Annotated in this window: 17 protein-coding genes; 5 read left to right on the plus strand and 12 right to left on the minus strand. The window is 59.2% G+C overall.

Annotated features, from left to right (window positions below):
- The 5 genes from fkpB to murJ all read right to left on the minus strand — a co-directional run bounded on the left by fkpB (position 1) and on the right by murJ (position 6,388).
- On the minus strand, positions 1 to 438 hold the full coding sequence (gene fkpB / locus ACZRN6_RS30235; RefSeq protein WP_003215879.1) for an FKBP-type peptidyl-prolyl cis-trans isomerase: 438 nt from the start codon (positions 436 to 438) through the stop codon (positions 1 to 3).
- Between the two features lie 7 nt (positions 439 to 445).
- A complete protein-coding gene (gene lspA, locus ACZRN6_RS30240; RefSeq protein WP_322147594.1) occupies positions 446 to 955 on the minus strand; it encodes a signal peptidase II in 510 nt (169 codons plus the stop codon).
- Positions 948 to 3,779 carry an isoleucine--tRNA ligase gene (gene ileS / locus ACZRN6_RS30245; protein WP_464009556.1) on the minus strand — a complete coding sequence of 944 codons (2,832 nt, stop codon included), beginning with the start codon at positions 3,777 to 3,779 and terminating at the stop codon, positions 948 to 950. Before ileS ends, lspA begins: the two co-directional genes overlap by 8 nt.
- Positions 3,780 to 3,792: 13 nt before the next feature.
- Positions 3,793 to 4,731, minus strand: coding sequence for a bifunctional riboflavin kinase/FAD synthetase (ribF, locus tag ACZRN6_RS30250; protein WP_003215874.1), 939 nt, complete (start codon positions 4,729 to 4,731; stop codon positions 3,793 to 3,795).
- Positions 4,732 to 4,849: 118 nt separating this feature from the next.
- Positions 4,850 to 6,388, minus strand: coding sequence for a murein biosynthesis integral membrane protein MurJ (gene murJ, locus ACZRN6_RS30255; RefSeq protein WP_464009557.1), 1,539 nt, complete (start codon positions 6,386 to 6,388; stop codon positions 4,850 to 4,852).
- Positions 6,389 to 6,642: 254 nt separating this feature from the next.
- Between murJ and rpsT the strand changes: the two genes are divergently transcribed.
- Positions 6,643 to 6,921, plus strand: a complete 279-nt coding sequence (rpsT, locus tag ACZRN6_RS30260) for a 30S ribosomal protein S20 (RefSeq protein WP_003215870.1) — start codon at positions 6,643 to 6,645, stop codon at positions 6,919 to 6,921.
- Positions 6,922 to 7,076: 155 nt separating this feature from the next.
- On the opposite strand, the gene ACZRN6_RS30265 is transcribed toward rpsT, so the two are convergent.
- From ACZRN6_RS30265 to rplU, 5 genes are all read right to left on the minus strand, one after another.
- Positions 7,077 to 7,541, minus strand: a complete 465-nt coding sequence (locus ACZRN6_RS30265) for a CreA family protein (protein ID WP_464009558.1) — start codon at positions 7,539 to 7,541, stop codon at positions 7,077 to 7,079.
- 17 nt (positions 7,542 to 7,558) lie between these two features.
- Positions 7,559 to 8,677, minus strand: a complete 1,119-nt coding sequence (gene proB, locus ACZRN6_RS30270) for a glutamate 5-kinase (RefSeq protein ID WP_322148757.1) — start codon at positions 8,675 to 8,677, stop codon at positions 7,559 to 7,561.
- 237 nt (positions 8,678 to 8,914) lie between these two features.
- Positions 8,915 to 10,138 (minus strand): Obg family GTPase CgtA, encoded by a 1,224-nt coding sequence (cgtA, locus tag ACZRN6_RS30275; protein ID WP_010174956.1) that lies wholly within the window; start codon positions 10,136 to 10,138, stop codon positions 8,915 to 8,917.
- A 194-nt stretch (positions 10,139 to 10,332) separates the two neighbouring features.
- Positions 10,333 to 10,608 carry a 50S ribosomal protein L27 gene (gene rpmA, locus ACZRN6_RS30280; RefSeq protein ID WP_003215862.1) on the minus strand — a complete coding sequence of 92 codons (276 nt, stop codon included), beginning with the start codon at positions 10,606 to 10,608 and terminating at the stop codon, positions 10,333 to 10,335.
- Between the two features lie 34 nt (positions 10,609 to 10,642).
- A complete protein-coding gene (gene rplU / locus ACZRN6_RS30285; RefSeq protein WP_003176051.1) occupies positions 10,643 to 10,957 on the minus strand; it encodes a 50S ribosomal protein L21 in 315 nt (104 codons plus the stop codon).
- Between the two features lie 399 nt (positions 10,958 to 11,356).
- On the opposite strand from rplU, the gene ACZRN6_RS30290 reads away from it, so the two are divergent.
- The 3 genes from ACZRN6_RS30290 to ACZRN6_RS30300 all read left to right on the plus strand — a co-directional run bounded on the left by ACZRN6_RS30290 (position 11,357) and on the right by ACZRN6_RS30300 (position 13,337).
- A complete protein-coding gene (locus ACZRN6_RS30290; protein ID WP_003215860.1) occupies positions 11,357 to 12,325 on the plus strand; it encodes a polyprenyl synthetase family protein in 969 nt (322 codons plus the stop codon).
- Between the two features lie 217 nt (positions 12,326 to 12,542).
- Entirely contained in the window at positions 12,543 to 12,884 is a 342-nt protein-coding gene (locus tag ACZRN6_RS30295) for a zinc ribbon domain-containing protein YjdM (protein WP_003215858.1), read from the plus strand.
- A gap of 195 nt (positions 12,885 to 13,079) precedes the next feature.
- Entirely contained in the window at positions 13,080 to 13,337 is a 258-nt protein-coding gene (locus ACZRN6_RS30300; protein ID WP_088425973.1) for a PA4570 family protein, read from the plus strand.
- A gap of 148 nt (positions 13,338 to 13,485) precedes the next feature.
- Here ACZRN6_RS30300 and ACZRN6_RS30305 read toward each other — a convergent pair whose 3' ends face one another.
- Together ACZRN6_RS30305 and ACZRN6_RS30310 are read right to left on the minus strand one after the other, a co-directional pair.
- Positions 13,486 to 14,103, minus strand: a complete 618-nt coding sequence (locus ACZRN6_RS30305; protein ID WP_322147608.1) for an FKBP-type peptidyl-prolyl cis-trans isomerase — start codon at positions 14,101 to 14,103, stop codon at positions 13,486 to 13,488.
- Between the two features lie 113 nt (positions 14,104 to 14,216).
- Positions 14,217 to 14,705 carry a TIGR00645 family protein gene (locus tag ACZRN6_RS30310; RefSeq protein WP_076014015.1) on the minus strand — a complete coding sequence of 163 codons (489 nt, stop codon included), beginning with the start codon at positions 14,703 to 14,705 and terminating at the stop codon, positions 14,217 to 14,219.
- Positions 14,706 to 14,871: 166 nt separating this feature from the next.
- Between ACZRN6_RS30310 and ACZRN6_RS30315 the strand changes: the two genes are divergently transcribed.
- Positions 14,872 to 16,707, plus strand: coding sequence for a hypothetical protein (locus tag ACZRN6_RS30315; protein ID WP_322147610.1), 1,836 nt, complete (start codon positions 14,872 to 14,874; stop codon positions 16,705 to 16,707).
- Positions 16,708 to 16,877: the final 170 nt, after the last annotated feature.

The following is a 16,877-nucleotide window of genomic DNA, read 5'->3' on the forward strand; positions in this document are numbered from 1 at the left end:
TTACAGCGCTTTAACGTCGATGATTTCAACATCAAAGGTCAAGGTTTTCCCGGCCAACGGGTGGTTGAAGTCGATGGTCACTTGCGCGTCATCAAAGGCTTTCACCACACCCGGCAGTTCGGTATTCGCCGCATCGTTGAAGATCACCAACAAGCCTTCCGACAGTTCCATGTCCTGGAACTGCGAACGCGGGATGATCTGCACATTTTGCGGATTGGGCTGGCCAAAGGCGTTTTCCGGCAGGATCTGCAGGTTGCGCTTGTCGCCGGCCTTGAAACCGAACAGGGCTGCTTCAAAACCCGGCAGTAGGTTGCCGTCGCCGACCTTGAAGGTCGCCGGAGCCTTGTCGAACGTGCTGTCGACCGTGTCGCCATTCTCCAGGCGCAATGCGAAATGCAAGGTGACTTCCGTGTTCTGGCCGATGCGTTGTTCAGCCAATACCTGTTCAGTCATGAACGGTCTCTCCGGTTTTCTTACTTTTGAACATATCCAACGCCAGCATGATTGCACCGACGGTGATGGCGCTGTCGGCAAAGTTGAACGCCGGGAAGTACCAGCGGTTCTGCCAATGCACCAGAATAAAGTCGATCACATGGCCCAGAGCGATGCGGTCGTACAAGTTACCCAGCGCGCCACCGAGCACCAGGGCCAGCGCCACCGCCAGCCAGGTGTCATCGCGCCCAAGGCGCTTGAGCCACACCACCAGCACGGCACTGACCACCACGGCGATCAGGGCAAACAACCAGCGCTGCCAGCCGGAGCTGTCAGCCAGGAAGCTGAACGCAGCGCCGGTGTTGTAGGCCAGGGTCCAGCTGAAGTAGTCGGGAATCACCACGATCTGCTGGTACATCTGCAAGGCGCCCTCGAAATGAGCTTTGCTGAGTTGGTCAATGACCAGCACCAGCACGCTCAACACGAGCAAGCCCAGGCGTCCAAAACGACTGGCTTCAGGCATAGTGACGAACCTCGCCAGCGCCGGTGATGTTGTCGACGCAACGACCGCAGATTTCCGGGTGCTCAGGGTTCACACCGACATCTTCACGGCAGTGCCAGCAACGGGCGCACTTGGCGAAGGCCGACTTGACCACTTTGAGCTTGAGACCCGGTACTTCGGTGGCCACGGCATCCGCAGGGGCCTGGGCAAACGGTGCCAGGCTGGCGGTGGAGGTGATCAGCACGAAGCGCAGTTCATTGCTCAGCTTGGCCAGGTCGGCCGTCAGGCCTTCCTCGGCAAACAGTGTGACTTCAGCCTGCAAGTTACCGCCCACGGCCTTGGCCGCACGCTGCACTTCCAGCTCTTTGTTCACGGCAACCTTGACCGCCATCACGCCTTCCCAGTACTCACGGCCCAGTTCAAAGTCGGCCGGCAGTTCGGTCAGGCCTTCGTACCAGGTGTTGAGCATCACGGACTCGTTACGCTCGCCCGGCAGGTATTCCCACAGTTCGTCGGCGGTGAAGGCCAGGATCGGTGCGATCCAGCGCACCAGCGCTTCAGAGATGTGGTACAGCGCGGTCTGCGCCGAACGGCGGGCCTTGCTGTTGGCGCCGGTGGTGTACTGGCGGTCCTTGATGATGTCGAGGTAGAAACCACCCAGCTCCTGCACGCAGAAGTTGTGGATCTTGGAGTAGACGTTCCAGAAGCGGTATTCGCCGTAGTGCTCTTGCAACTCGCGTTGCAGCAACAGGGTACGGTCCACGGCCCAACGGTCCAGGGCGAGCATTTCCTCAGCCGGCAGGATGTCGGTGGCCGGGTTGAAACCGGTCAGGTTCGACAGCATGAAGCGTGCGGTATTACGGATACGACGGTAGGCATCGGCGCTGCGGGCCAGGATCTGGTCCGACACGGCGATTTCGCCCGAGTAATCGGTCGAGGCTACCCACAGGCGCATGATGTCGGCGCCCAAGGTGTCGTTGATCTTTTTCGGCTCGATTACGTTTTTCAGCGATTTGGACATCTTGCGGCCCGTCTCGTCGACGGTGAAGCCGTGGGTCAGCAATTCGCGGTACGGCGCGTGGTTGTCGATGGCGCAACCTGTCAGCAGCGAGGAGTGGAACCAGCCACGGTGTTGGTCCGAGCCTTCCAGGTACAGGTCGGCACGCGGACCGGTCTCGTGACCCATCGGGTGCGAGCCACGCAGCACATGCCAGTGGGTGGTGCCCGAGTCGAACCACACGTCGAGGGTGTCGCTGATCTTGTCGTACAGCGGCGCTTCGTCGCCCAGCAGCTCGGCGGCGTCCAGCTTGAACCAGGCTTCGATACCTTCTTGTTCAACACGCTGGGCAACCACTTCCATCAGTTCGACGGTACGTGGGTGCAGCTCGCCGCTTTCCTTGTTCAGGAAAAACGGGATCGGCACGCCCCAGTTGCGCTGGCGGGAGATGCACCAGTCCGGGCGGTTGGCGATCATCGAGTGCAGGCGCGCCTGGCCCCAGGCCGGGACGAACTTGGTCTCTTCGATGGCTTTGATCGCGCGGTTACGCAGGGTCGCGCCACTGGTCGGCTCTTTGTCCATGCCGATAAACCACTGCGCGGTGGCGCGGTAGATCAGCGGGGACTTGTGACGCCAGCAGTGCATGTAGCTGTGCTTGATGGTGTCGGTTTGCATCAGTGCACCGACTTCACGCAGCTTGTCGATGATCGCCGGGTCAGCCTTGAAGATGAACTGGCCGCCAAAAAACTCCAGCGACGGCACATAAACGCCGTTGCTCTGCACCGGGTTGATGATGTCATCGTTAACCAGGCCGTACTTCTTGCAGATGACAAAGTCGTCCACGCCGTAGGCAGGCGAGCAGTGAACCACACCGGTGCCCGAACCCAGCTCAACGTAGTCAGCCAGGTACACCGGCGACAGACGGTCATAGAACGGGTGACGGAAGTTGATCAGCTCCAGCGCGGTGCCGGTCGTGGTGGCGATCACCGAGCCTTGCAGCTCGTAGCGCGCCAGGCAGGCTTCGACCATTTCTTCAGCGAGCACGAGCAGGCGGTCACCGACGTCCACCAGGGCGTAGGTGAATTCCGGGTGCACGTTCAACGCCTGGTTGGCCGGGATGGTCCACGGGGTGGTGGTCCAGATCACGATGGCGGCCGGTTTGCTCAGGCTTGCCAGGCCAAACGCCTGGGCCAGCTTGGCCTCGTCGGCGATCGGGAAGGCCACGTCGATGGTCGAGGACTTTTTCTCTTCGTATTCGACTTCCGCTTCAGCCAGGGCCGAGCCGCAGTCAAAACACCAGTTCACGGGCTTGAGACCCTTGAACACGAAGCCGCCCTTGACGATTTCGGCCAAGGCGCGGATTTCACCGGCCTCGTTCTTGAAGTCCATGGTCTTGTAAGGGTTGGCCCAGTCGCCCAACACACCCAGGCGGATGAATTCGGACTTCTGCCCTTCGATCTGCTCGGTGGCGTAGGCACGGCACAGTTCGCGGGTTTTATCGGCGCCCAGGTTCTTGCCGTAGGTCACTTCGACCTTGTGTTCGATCGGCAGGCCATGGCAGTCCCAGCCCGGAACATACGGCGCGTCGAAACCCGAAAGGGTTTTCGAGCGGATGATCATGTCCTTGAGAATCTTGTTCAGCGCATGACCGATGTGAATCGTGCCGTTGGCATAAGGAGGGCCGTCGTGCAGGACGAATTTCGGACGATCCTTGCCAATCTCGCGCAACTTTCCGTACAGGCCAATACTGTCCCAGCGCTGCAGGATCTGCGGTTCGCGCTGTGGCAGGCCGGCCTTCATTGGGAAGGCGGTGTCCGGAAGGTTTAGCGTGGCTTTATAGTCGGTCATTTAAGGCTCTTCATTAGCGATGGGCGCTAGGTGCGGCTAGTGCACGGGCGGCGGCGACATCCGCATTGATCGCCGTTTTCAACGCCTCCAGGGAGGCGAAACGCTGCTCTTCACGCAGCTTTTGGTGGAAAGCCACCGTCAAACGCCGGTCATACAAATCACCGGCAAAATCCAAAAGGTGAACTTCCAGGTGGGCCTTGCCATCACCTGCAACCGTGGGCCTGACGCCTATGTTGGCGACTCCGGGCCACGATTGGCCGTCGATGTCGACACTCACCAGGTAAACCCCGGTCAGTGGCACGCGACGGCGCTTGAGTTGCACGTTGGCGGTTGGCGTGCCCAGTTGGCGCGCCAGCTTCTGGCCGTGCAGGACCCGCCCGGCAATCCGGAACGGGCGGCCGAGCAAGCGCTCGGCCAAGGCGAAGTCGGCAGCGGCCAGGGCGTTACGTACCTGGGTACTGCTCACGCGCAGGCCGTCCAGTTCGACGGTTTGCGCGGCTTCGACGGTAAAGCCCTGGGTGACGCCGGCCTGTTGCAGGAAATCGAAATCGCCTACCCGGTCGCAACCGAAACGGAAGTCGTCGCCGACCTCCAGGTGCTGCACGCCCAGGCCATCCACCAGGATACGGTCGACGAACTCGGCGGCACTCAGGCTGCGCAAACGCTGGTTGAAAGCCAGGCAGAGCACACGGTCGACGCCTTCTTCAGCCAGCAATTGCAGCTTGTCCCGCAGGCGGGCCAGACGCGCCGGCGCCGTCTGCGGGGTAAAGAACTCACGCGGCTGTGGTTCAAAAATCACCACGCAGCTGGGCACGCCCAACTCAACCGCACGCTCACGCAGGCGGGCCAGGATAGCCTGGTGGCCACGGTGAACACCGTCAAAGTTGCCAATAGTGGCGACGCAGCCCCGATGCTGGGGGCGCAGGTTGTGGAGACCTCGAACCAGCTGCATAACGCGCTTCTTGCTCATAAAGTGGTCGATTATAACCACACCCGGCCCCGGACGACAGGCAACAGCGCAGGCCATTTGCGCGAATCGATAAAACAACCGTTTTATCGACGAAAACTCTCTAGTTCAGCGACTTGCGATTGAAATCCCGCAAACGGAAGCCCATGAGCAGCAACATGCCGAAGTACACCACTATGCCAGCGACCACCAACGCACCGAGGCGCATGAAGCGCTCCAGCATATGGCCTTGATCCCAGGCGGGCATGAAGTGCATCAGGCCCAGCAACACTGCAGCCATCGCGCCAACCGCCACAACCAGTTTGATGGCGAACGGGCCCCAACCGACCTGAGGCTGGAACATTTTCTGTTTACGCAGTTGATAAAACAGCAGCCCGGCGTTGATGCAGGCACCTACGCTGATCGCCAGCGCCAGCCCGGCATGCTTCAGCGGGCCGATGAACGCCAGGTTGAGCAACTGCGTCACCACCAGGGTGAAGATCGCGATTTTTACCGGAGTACGAATGTTTTGTTGGGCATAAAAGCCCGGGGCCAGCACCTTGATCACGATAATGCCCAACAGCCCAACAGAGTAGGCAATCAGCGCGCGCTGGGTCATCGAGGCGTCAAACGCGGTGAACTGGCCGTACTGGAACAGCGCAACCGTCAGCGGCTCGGCAAGTAACCCCAGGGCCACGGCGCACGGCAGCACCAGCACGAAGCACAGCCGCAGGCCCCAATCGAGGATCCGCGAATACCCGTGGCGGTCTTTACTGGCGTAAGTGCGCGACAGCGTTGGCAGCAGGATGGTGCCAAGCGCCACACCCAGCACACCAGATGGCAATTCCATCAGACGGTCGGCGTAGTACATCCACGACACCGAACCCGATACCAACAATGAGGCAAAGGCGGTGTTGATGATCAGCGAGATCTGGCTGACGGAAACCCCAAGGATTGCCGGCAACATATTGCGCATCACCCGCCAGACGCCGGTGTCCTTGAGGTTGAGGCGCGGCAGCACGAGCATGCCGATTTTCTTCAGGTGCGGCAGCTGGTACAGCAATTGTGCCAGGCCACCGGCCAATACCGCCCAGCCCAGGGCCATCACGGGCGGATCGAAATACGGCGTGAGGAACAAGGCAAAAATAATCATGCTGACGTTAAGCAGGGTCGGCACAAACGCCGGCACCGAGAAACGGTTCCAGGTATTGAGGATCGCCCCGGCCAGGGAAGACAGGGAAATCAGCAATATATAAGGAAAGGTCACCCGCAACAGATCAGTGGTGAGGGCGAATTTTTCCGGCGTATTGGCAAAACCGGGGGCCGTGGCCCATATCACCCAGGGCGCGGCAAGCATCCCGGCGATGGTCACCAGCGTCAGCACCAACGTCAGTAAACCCGAAACATAGGCAATAAAGGTACGGGTCGCCTCCTCGCCTTGCTGGGCCTTGTATTCCGCCAGGATCGGCACAAAAGCCTGGGAAAAAGCCCCCTCGGCAAAGATCCGTCGCAGCAGGTTTGGCAGTTTAAAGGCAATAAAGAAGGCATCCGTGGCCATGCTGGCGCCAAAAATACGTGCCAGCAGCGTGTCACGCACAAACCCCAGAACCCGGGAAATCATCGTGATAGAGCTGACAGCGGCCAACGATTTGAGCAGATTCATTGAAAGAGTTTTTGCCTATAGATAAAGAGCAGGCGAACAAATGGCCCACATATGCGATACTCCGCGCCTGCAACAAGCACAGAGCCAAAGCTCGCGAGTTTACAGGTCAAGCGCCGGAAATAAATCATCCGCTTCTTAAGATCGACCACTCAGCAGTTCGCATCACTCGCCCTTGACAAGACTTCAACTCATCGGCATGATTCGCGGCCTATTTTGTTTGCTATTTCCTAAAAAGTCTTTCGAGGAGCTCGACGGTGGCCAACACACCTTCCGCCAAAAAACGTGCAAAACAGGCTGAGAAGCGTCGCAGCCACAACGCCAGCCTGCGTTCCATGGTTCGTACCTACATCAAGAATGTAGTTAAGGCCATTGACGCAAAAGACGCTGAAAAAGCTCAAGCTGCTTACGTTCTGGCCGTGCCAGTTATCGACCGTATGGCCGATAAAGGCATCATCCACAAGAACAAAGCTGCTCGCCATAAAGGTCGTCTGAATGGCCACATCAAGGCTCTGAACCTTGCTGCTGCAGCCTAAGCGATAAGCTTGTTAAAAAACCGACCTCAGGGTCGGTTTTTTATTGCCTGCGATTTTTACAGGTAGCGCAAACAAATGTGGGAGCTGGCTTGCCGGCGATGCTATCGCAGACAAGCCAGCTCCCACACAGAGCAGAACTGCGCCACCGGCAAGATTTATTGCGCGGCAGGCCACGGCAGGATCGGAATTGCCGTCACCGCATTCTGCGGGCTGCCTTCGATCAAGCGGTCGCTATAGACCAGATACACCAGCGTGTTGCGCTTCTTGTCGAGGAAACGCACCACCTGCATGGTCTTGAATACCAAGGACGTGCGCTCCTTGAACACCTCATCCCCATCCTTAAGCTCACCCTTGAAGCGAATTGCGCCGACCTGACGACAGGCAATCGACGCCTCGGCACGGTCCTCTGCCAGGCCCAAGCCACCCTTCACCCCGCCCGTCTTGGCGCGGGACAGGTAGCAAGTCACGCCATCCACCTTCGGATCATCAAAGGCCTCGACCACGATCCGGTCATTGGGGCCGACAAACTTGAACACCGTCGACACCTGGCCAATCTCTTCGGCCGACGCCAGCAACGGCATCGCCAGCAGCAAACCGAGCAATCCCTTCATTACGCGCATCGACACATCCTTTTTGCTTAAACCAGAATCAGGTTATCCCGGTGAACCAGCTCCGGTTCAGCCATGTAACCCAACAGACCGACAATCGCATCAGACGATTGCCCAATGATTTTCTGCGCCTCAAGGGCACTGTAGTTGGCCAGGCCACGGGCAATCTCACGACCGTCCGGCGCCACGCACACCACCATCTCGCCACGGCGGAAGCTGCCCTGGACCAACTTTACGCCCACCGGCAGCAGGCTTTTGTTGCCCTGGGACAACGCCGATACGGCCCCGGCATCCAGCACCAGGGTACCGCGCGTCTGAAGATGCCCCGCCAGCCACTGCTTGCGCGCCGCCAGCATGCCGCGCTCAGGCGACAGCAGCGTACCGATGCGCTCGCCCGCCTTGAGGCGATCCAGCACCCGCTCGATCCGCCCGCCGACGATGATGGTATGCGCACCAGAACGCGCTGCCAGCCGTGCCGCACGCAGCTTGGTCTGCATGCCGCCACGCCCGAGAGCACCACCGACACTTCCAGCCACCGCATCCAGCGCAGGGTCATCGGCACGCGCTTCGTAAATCAGCTGGGCATCAGGGTTGTTTCGCGGGTCGGCGTCGAACATGCCATCGCGATCCGTGAGGATCACCAGCAAGTCAGCCTCAACCAGGTTCGCCACCAGCGCCGCCAGGGTGTCGTTGTCGCCGAAGCGGATTTCGTCGGTCACCACGGTGTCGTTCTCGTTGATCACCGGGATCACTTTGAGTTCGACCAGCGCGCGCAAGGTGCTGCGGGCGTTCAGGTAGCGCTTGCGGTCGGACAAGTCGTCATGGGTCAGCAGAATCTGCGCCGTATGGCGACCATGCTCGGCAAAGCTGGATTCCCAGGCCTGCACCAGGCCCATCTGACCAATGGCGGCAGCGGCTTGCAGCTCGTGCATCGCGCTGGGTCGCGCGGTCCAGCCGAGCCGGCTCATGCCCGCGGCAACCGCCCCGGACGACACCAACACCAACTCGACACCAGCCTCATGCAAGGCCACCATCTGGTCCACCCAGACGCTCATGGCCGCACGATCCAGCCCTTTGCCATCTGCCGTCAGCAGCGCGCTACCGATCTTAACGACCCAACGCTGCGCACCTGTCACCTTGCTCCGCATCATCTTCAACCTTGGCTTGCGAGCGGCGCGACCCAGCACCACCCGTGCGATTATTCGTATTTGCGTTTTTCAGACACCAAAACGCCGCTCAATGAGCGGCGCCTTGGGAACTGGCTTGGCGATGATAACACCGCCTGTAAGAGCGAGCTTGTTCGCGAAGAACGCCAACGACACGCACGCTTTGCGAATTAACGCGTCGCGCTTGAGCCTTTCGCGAGCAAGCTTGCTCCTACAAAATCAGTCGCGCACGTAAATGATTTCCGGGCCATCTTCATCATCCACATCTTCTTCGTCCCAATCATCGTCACCGATGTCATGGACCGACTTGACGCCGCTGCGGCGCAGGGCACGCTGGTCATCCAGCGCCTGCAACTGGGCACGGGCTTCGTCTTCGATGCGCTGATCCAACTCGGCCAACTCAGCCTTGTAGACAGGGTCGGCCGCCAGGCGGTCGGCACGGTCTTCCAGGTAACGCATGATGTCGCGAGTCAGGCGCTCGGTGCCTTCTTTGGCAATGGCCGAGATCACGTAGACCGGACCGGTCCATTCCAGGCGATCGACGATTTCCTTGACGCGCTCTTCGTGCTCTTCCTCAAGGATCTGGTCGCACTTGTTCAGCACCAACCAACGATCACGCTCAGCCAGGGACGGGCTGAACTTGGTCAGCTCGCTGACGATCACTTCGGCGGCGTCCGGCGCACTGGTGTCATCCAGCGGCGCCATGTCGACGAGGTGCAACAGCAAACGGGTACGGGACAAGTGCTTGAGGAAACGAATCCCCAGGCCCGCGCCGTCGGAAGCACCTTCGATCAGGCCCGGAATGTCCGCGACCACGAAGCTTTTCCAGCGGTCGACACTGACCACGCCCAGGTTTGGCACCAGGGTAGTGAACGGGTAATCGGCAACTTTCGGCTTGGCAGCAGACACCGAACGAATGAACGTACTTTTGCCAGCGTTCGGCAGGCCCAGCAGGCCCACGTCAGCCAGCACCTTCATTTCCAGCTTGAGGTCACGCTGCTCGCCAGGCTTGCCCGGCGTGGTCTGGCGTGGCGCACGGTTGGTACTGGATTTGAAACGGGTGTTGCCCAGACCGTGCCAGCCACCATGAGCCACCAGCAGGCGCTGACCGGCCTTGGTCAGGTCACCGATGATTTCCTGGGTAGCGGAGTCGATCACGGTAGTGCCGACCGGAACCCGCAACACCAGCTCTTCGCCTTTTTTACCGGTGCAGTCGGTGCTGCCGCCGTTGGAGCCACGCTCGGCATCGAAGTGCCGGGTGTAACGGTAGTCCACCAGGGTGTTGAGGTTTTCGTCGGCGACCATGTAGACCGAGCCGCCATCACCACCATCACCACCGTTAGGGCCACCGTTTTCGATGAATTTTTCCCGACGGAAACTCATGCAACCATTGCCGCCGTCGCCAGCTTTTACTCGGATCGAAACTTCATCAACGAACTTCATAACAAAACGCCTCTCGCCGCACGGACGAGCTTAAGAAACCAAGACATAAGACTCTTGCAAAAATGAGCGCAGCGACCTCAATCAACGACCGCAAATCCAGCTGCCTTCGCCCACCACAAACAGCTTTGCAAGAGACTCACCCCACAAACGAAAAAGCCCCGTCGCGAGACAGGGCTTTTCCAGCAACTACGTAATTATGCCGCGACGACTTCAGTCTTCGGGACAATGCTCACGTAACGGCGATTGAAAGCGCCTTTTACTTCAAACTTGATCACGCCGTCGATTTTAGCGAACAGAGTGTGATCTTTACCCATGCCAACACCGTAACCGGCGTGGAATTGGGTGCCGCGCTGACGCACGATGATGTTGCCCGGAATGATAACCTGGCCGCCATACATCTTCACGCCAAGGCGTTTGGCTTCTGAGTCGCGACCGTTACGGGTACTACCACCAGCTTTTTTGTGTGCCATGAGTCAATTCTCCTAGTGAGGAATTAGGCTGAAATTAAGCCTGAATACCGGTGATTTTGATCTCGGTGTACCACTGGCGGTGGCCCATACGCTTCATGTGGTGCTTACGACGACGGAACTTGATGATGCGGACTTTATCGTGACGACCTTGGGAGATCACTTCAGCCACAACGGTAGCGCCTGCAACAACTGGAGCGCCGATGTTCACGTCGTCGCCATTGGCGACCAACAGAACGCGATCAAAAGTAACGGATTCGCCAGTAGCGATTTCCAGCTTCTCGATCTTCAGGTATTCACCTGGGGCGACCTTGTATTGCTTGCCACCAGTAACAATTACTGCGTACGACATGGTATTTCTCCGATAATCCTGCTCACCCAGCGCTTTATAAGAAGAGGTATTGGCTGGCATGGCTGCATGGGATGGACGTCCCGAATGCAATTGCGTAAGGCAGGTGCTGCCCAGGAAGTTCAGGGTGCGCGATTGTACGCAAGCTATGGAGGTGTTGCAAGTAGCCGCCAGTCGCCGTGAAAGCGTAGCGAGCGAAGGCAAGACAAGGAAAAAACAGGCGAGGAAGCGGAGTTTACTGGCTGTAAATGAGCATTCCGAGCCTGTTTTTGACGCAGGATTGCGTGCGTAAAGCCGAAGGCTCCCAGCCCGCAGTAGCTTTCACGGTGACTGGCCGCGCCTTGACACTACGGGGCGTGGGTCCTAGCATGCCGCGCAACCCTTCTGGAGCGACTGTCGCTGATGCAACCCCAAGCTTTCTACCGCGCGGTGGCGGACGATTTTAGCGCCGTCGACGGCATCATCAAGAAGCAGCTGACTTCTAAAGTGCCGCTGGTCTCCAAAATTGGCGACTACATTACGTCGGCCGGCGGTAAACGCCTGCGTCCTTTATTAGTGTTGCTGTGTGGCAAGGCCCTGGGCCGCGAAGGCGATGACCTGCGCCTGCTGGCCGCGACCATCGAGTTCCTGCACACCGCCACCCTGCTGCACGACGACGTGGTAGACATGTCCGGCATGCGCCGTGGCCGCGAGACGGCCAACGCGATGTGGGGCAACGCGCCGAGCGTGCTGGTGGGCGACTTCCTGTACTCGCGCTCGTTCGAAATGATGGTCGAGCTGGGCTCGATGCCGGTGATGAAGATTCTTTCACAGGCCACGCGCATCATCGCCGAAGGCGAAGTGTTGCAGCTGTCGAAGGTGCGCGACGCCAGCACCACCGAAGAAACCTACATGGAAGTGATCCGCGGCAAAACCGCGATGCTCTTCGAAGCCTCGACCCACAGCGCCGCGGCCCTGTGCGAAGCGACGCCTGAGCAGAGCGAAGCCCTGCGCACCTTCGGAGATCACCTGGGCGTGGCCTTCCAGCTCGTGGACGACCTGCTGGACTATCGCGGCGACGCCGAAACCCTGGGCAAGAACGTCGGTGACGACCTGGCCGAGGGCAAGCCGACCTTGCCGCTGATCTACACCATGCGCGAAGGCACGCCGGAACAGGCCGCCCTGGTGCGCAAGGCGATCCAGAAAGGCGGGATCGAAGACCTGGAAAGCATCCGTGAAGCCGTGGAAGCCTCGGGCTCCCTTGAATACACCGCGCAACTGGCCCGCGACTACGTCGCTCGCGCCATCCAATGCCTGGAAGCCCTTCCAGCCAGCGAATACCGGGATGCCCTGGTTGAGCTGAGTGAGTTTGCGGTCGCCCGCACACACTGATTCTGCTCTGCTTCATGTGGGAGCTGGGATTCTGCTCTGCTTCATGTGGGAGCTGGCTTGCCTGCGATTGCGTCACCGCGGTGTAACAGACTAACCGAGGTGCCTGTATCGCAGGCAAGCCAGCTCCCACGGCGTTCTCTGGCGTTGCTGCCCCCTGCCCGGCTAAAACCCTATATAATGTGCGCTTTTTAGCCATCCTGAAACCAAAGGAGCTTTAGTGAGCACGTTGCCACCCTGCCCGAAATGCAATTCCGAATACACCTACGAAGACGGCGCCCAGCTGATTTGCCCGGAATGCGCCCATGAATGGGCCGTCGGTGGCGAAGCCGAGGCGGCCAGCGATGAATCCGTGAAGAAAGACTCGGTGGGCAACGTCCTGCAGGACGGCGATACCATCACCGTGATCAAGGACCTCAAGGTCAAAGGCACCTCGCTGGTGGTCAAGGTCGGCACCAAGGTCAAGAACATCCGCCTGTGCGATGGCGACCACGATATCGACTGCAAGATCGACGGTATCGGCCCGATGAAACTCAAGTCCGAGTTCGTGCGCAAGGTCTGACCCAGCTGCCTCCATCTCGTGCCCTGCACGGGATGGCGCTTCACCCTCCCCGCGCCACTGCGCACTGGCGGCAAAAGGCCAGGCCTTTTGATCAAAAACAATATCCACACAGAAAAGTCCGGAAATCGCCAATAGGCACTTGCTATTCCTTGAATAAGAATTATTCTCATTGAAACCCATCAAGGAGATGTTCCCATGACTTATTTGATCGATGCCTGGCTGGACCGCCCACACCCTTACCTGCGAATCCTCCATCGGGAAACCGGGGAAGTCTGCGCAGTGCTGGAAGAAGAAGCGTTAAGCGAACTGCAGGATCAGGGCGACCTGGACGTCAATGGCCTGAGTTCCAGCGAACCCTCGGTATTGAAGGAAGTGGTGCGCAATCTGTTTCTGTTCTGCTATGCCCGGGCGTTGCGCCCGGTGACGGATCTCAATGGCAAGTTTCATCCATGAGCAACCTGCAAAACCTGAATAACTCTGGCTCTATGTGGGAGCCGGGCTTGCCCGCGATGCAAACGACTCGGTTTAACTTGAAACCGAGGTGATGCTATCGCCGGCAAGCCAGCTCCCACCTAGAGCCAGGAGCAGCTGTCAGCAGGTGTTACAGAACGTCGAGCAGCTCGACGTCGAACACCAGAACGCTGTGCGGCGGGATGCTGCCAACGCCTTGAGCGCCGTAAGCCAGTTCGCTCGGCACGTACAGACGCCATTTGCTGCCGGCATTCATCAGTTGCAGGGCTTCGGTCCAGCCGGCGATCACGCCGCCAACCGGGAATTCTGCAGGCTGGCCGCGCTCGTAGGAGCTGTCGAACACAGTGCCGTCGATCAGGGTGCCGTGGTAGTGGGTACGCACCTGGTCTTCACGGGTCGGCTTGGCGCCGCTACCTGCAGTCAGCACTTCAAATTGCAGGCCGGAAGCCAGGGTGGTGATGCCATCACGCTTGGCATTGTCAGCCAGGAAAGCCAGGCCTTCGCCAGCAGCCGCTTCAGCCTTGGCAGCCGCTTCAGCTTGCATGATTTCGCGGATGACCTTGAAGCTGGCGGCCATTTGCTCTTGGTCCACACGGCTAGGCTTGCCGGCGAAAGCGTCGGTCAGGCCAGCCAGGATCGCGTCCAGGCTCACGCCCGGTGGCGGGTTGTCGCGCAGTTGGTCGCCCAACTGACGGCCAATGCCGTAGCTCACGCGGGTTTCGTCGGTGGACAGATTAACTTCGGACATGGAAAGGCTCCGCTGTAGGACGACACGGGTGTCGTCCAAACTAAAAGGGCGAGCAGACTAGCACACAAGCCCCGCCCTTGATGAGCCCGGCGCTGGAGAGCGCCAGGGGGTAATTAATGCTTGGTGAGTTTGTCCAGGTAGCCCATGGCAAACGCCGATACGACAAAGGTCATGTGAATAATCACGTACCACTTCAAGTGCTCGGGGTCGACGTTCTTGGCGTCCATGAAGACCCGCAGCAAATGGATCGACGAAATCGCCACGATCGACGCTGCGACTTTCATCTTCAGCGACGAGGAATCCATGGTCCCCAGCCAGTTGAGCTTCTCTTTGCTTTCGTCGATATCGAGCTGGGAAACGAAGTTCTCGTAGCCGCTGATCATCACCATCACCAACAGGCCGCCCACCAGGGCCATGTCGATCAACGACAGCAGCACCAGGATCACATCCGACTCGCTCATGGAGAACACCATGGGAATCACATGGAACACTTCCTGGAAGAACTTCAACCCCAGCGCCAGCAGCCCCAGGGACAACCCGAAATAGATCGGTGCCAACAGCCAGCGTGAGGCATACATTGCGTTTTCGATAAAGCGTTCCATTGAATCTCACACAGCTTGGCTAAAAATGGCGCCGAGTATACCAGCCGCGTCCAAACCCCAGAAACCGTCGAGAAAACTGATCTGGACGGCATCTGTAAAAGAATTTTTCTGCTAGTGTCGAGCTCATCAACTCGGCTCGATGATGTCGGACAGGAAACCTCAGATAATGGATGTGCGAACCCCTTTGGCCAGCATTGGCTTGTGCGCGGCCTTGCTGATGGGCAGCGGTTGTTCCCCAAGCGATGAACACAAGCAAGCCAGCCTCGAAGAGAAAACCGCCAAGTTCGAACAATCCCTGGACGCCATCCAGGACCCCAAGCTCAAGGACGCTGTATCCGAACTCGGTGGCTCGCTGCTCTTACTGGAACGGGCACGGGTCAAGCTCGCCACCAAGCCCATCGAAGCCGACTACAGCGAAGACGCGCTGGCGCTGCTCAAGCATTACCCCACGCCCCAGGCCCTGGTGGATACCTACATCAATGGCCTGTTTGTGCTGCGCAAGGCCTCCCACTCGGACTACCTGACCGACCTGCAGCCGATCTTCCCGTTCAACTTCAACGTGCCCGACCAATTCCCCTTCCCCCACGGCCTGGAATGGCAGTCGGTGACCTTGAGCAACAACAAGGTCATCCCCTTCCAGCCGGAATGGTCGGAAACCGACCCGGGCATCCAATTGAGCCCCACCAGCTCCAACCTGACCAACCCCGATGACCTGACGGTGACGTACCCGTTCGTCGAAGGCGTCGAGACTGAAAACAAGAGCCAACCACAGCCCGTTAGCCTCAAGGGCAAAGTGGAAGTGATCGCCCCGCGCAAAGTCTTCACTTTCGACTTGTCGAAAAAAGACGTGGGCCGCAAGCGCACCGAAGAAAACGTCACGATTACCCTGTTGGCCCTGGAAAAAAACTACGCCGAGATCGAACTGACCAACAGCGCCCCGCTGGCGCCGGAAATCGCGGACGAATCGCCAAACCCGATGCTGGTGCAGGCGCGTGACACCACCGGGCAATTTCTCTCGCGCTCCGGGTCAATCAACGAAAACGCCGCGCAACTGGCGTTCTATGAAAAACAGCTGGCTGAAATGCAAAAGCAGACGACCTGGTCCGACGCCTTTGAAAAGCAGTTGGAAGACGAGCAGAAAGCCTTCGAACACAAGCAGGGCAGCCACTACACCAAGGTGTATTTCAATGGATTGATTGACGATGTGCACGTCAGCGTCCTCGACTTTTCCCAAGCCACCGTGACTCGCAAGGACCTGGACCTGCCCGTGCGGCGCTTCGACAAAAACAGCCTGGAGAAAAGCGTACAGCCCCTGCCGATGCCAGTCACCGTGTATGACGACCAGGCCGCCGACTGGCTAAAGGACGCCACCCTGTCCGAAGACCAACTGAAGAAAAGCGTCACCATCAACCAGTCGGTGGATGACGCCAGCGCGGCGCACGTCGAGTTCGACCACCCCTACACCTTCAACGACGACCTGCTAGGCGACGACCGCGGTGGTGGCGACGCCCCCGTGACCTTCCTCACCGCCAACGACGAAGGCAAGCTGGGCGAGCCGATCGAACTGCCCGCCGAAGCCTACGAGGTTGACCCGGGCCGTGGCACCATCACCTATGACCTGAACCTGTTCCCCGAAAACCCGGGGTATGCGGTGGGATCGATGCCGCTGTTCCTGGCCACCATCGAAAAAGGCAGCGTCACTGCCGGGCAATTACCCAAAGGCCTGGAGCTGAAAGACAACGCGCTGATTGTCGATCAGAAGCTGTTCCCCGCTGATAGCTGGAGGTTCTATGCCAAGGATGCCAGCGGCAATTACGTGAAGGAAATCCTCGGCGTCAGCCACCGGGCCGCGGAGTACGGCACGGCGTTGTTCGACGTGCATTACTTCTACGGCCAGCCGACTACATTGGAAACCTACCAGCGCACCGGCCTGGACACGGTGCAGTATGGGTTCGAGGTGAAGCTGGACAAACCCGAGGCAGCCCCTGCCCCCAAGCCATAGAACACAACCCCGTCCCCGTAGCAGCTGTCGAGCGCCAGCGAGGCTGCGTCGGGTGCGAACGGGGATCGAGGCAGACACGATGTCGGCGGTGCGGCCGACGCAGCCTCGCTGGCGCTCGACAGCTGCTACGGGGTGTGCGGTCAGCGGATATCACTCAGCGCCGTTTGCCG

Source organism: Pseudomonas sp. A125, assembly GCF_055409485.1.

Coding starts and splice junctions, on each gene's coding strand:
- lspA (WP_322147594.1), bottom strand. CDS start 955: ATGCCTGAAGCCAGTCGTTTTGGACGCCTGGGCTTGCTCGTGTTGAGC.
- ileS (WP_464009556.1), bottom strand. CDS start 3,779: ATGACCGACTATAAAGCCACGCTAAACCTTCCGGACACCGCCTTCCCA.
- ribF (WP_003215874.1), bottom strand. CDS start 4,731: ATGCAGCTGGTTCGAGGTCTCCACAACCTGCGCCCCCAGCATCGGGGC.
- murJ (WP_464009557.1), bottom strand. CDS start 6,388: ATGAATCTGCTCAAATCGTTGGCCGCTGTCAGCTCTATCACGATGATT.
- ACZRN6_RS30265 (WP_464009558.1), bottom strand. CDS start 7,541: ATGCGCGTAATGAAGGGATTGCTCGGTTTGCTGCTGGCGATGCCGTTG.
- proB (WP_322148757.1), bottom strand. CDS start 8,677: ATGCGGAGCAAGGTGACAGGTGCGCAGCGTTGGGTCGTTAAGATCGGT.
- cgtA (WP_010174956.1), bottom strand. CDS start 10,138: ATGAAGTTCGTTGATGAAGTTTCGATCCGAGTAAAAGCTGGCGACGGC.
- rpmA (WP_003215862.1), bottom strand. CDS start 10,608: ATGGCACACAAAAAAGCTGGTGGTAGTACCCGTAACGGTCGCGACTCA.
- rplU (WP_003176051.1), bottom strand. CDS start 10,957: ATGTCGTACGCAGTAATTGTTACTGGTGGCAAGCAATACAAGGTCGCC.
- ACZRN6_RS30290 (WP_003215860.1), top strand. CDS start 11,357: ATGCAACCCCAAGCTTTCTACCGCGCGGTGGCGGACGATTTTAGCGCC.
- ACZRN6_RS30300 (WP_088425973.1), top strand. CDS start 13,080: ATGACTTATTTGATCGATGCCTGGCTGGACCGCCCACACCCTTACCTG.
- ACZRN6_RS30305 (WP_322147608.1), bottom strand. CDS start 14,103: ATGTCCGAAGTTAATCTGTCCACCGACGAAACCCGCGTGAGCTACGGC.
- ACZRN6_RS30310 (WP_076014015.1), bottom strand. CDS start 14,705: ATGGAACGCTTTATCGAAAACGCAATGTATGCCTCACGCTGGCTGTTG.
- ACZRN6_RS30315 (WP_322147610.1), top strand. CDS start 14,872: ATGGATGTGCGAACCCCTTTGGCCAGCATTGGCTTGTGCGCGGCCTTG.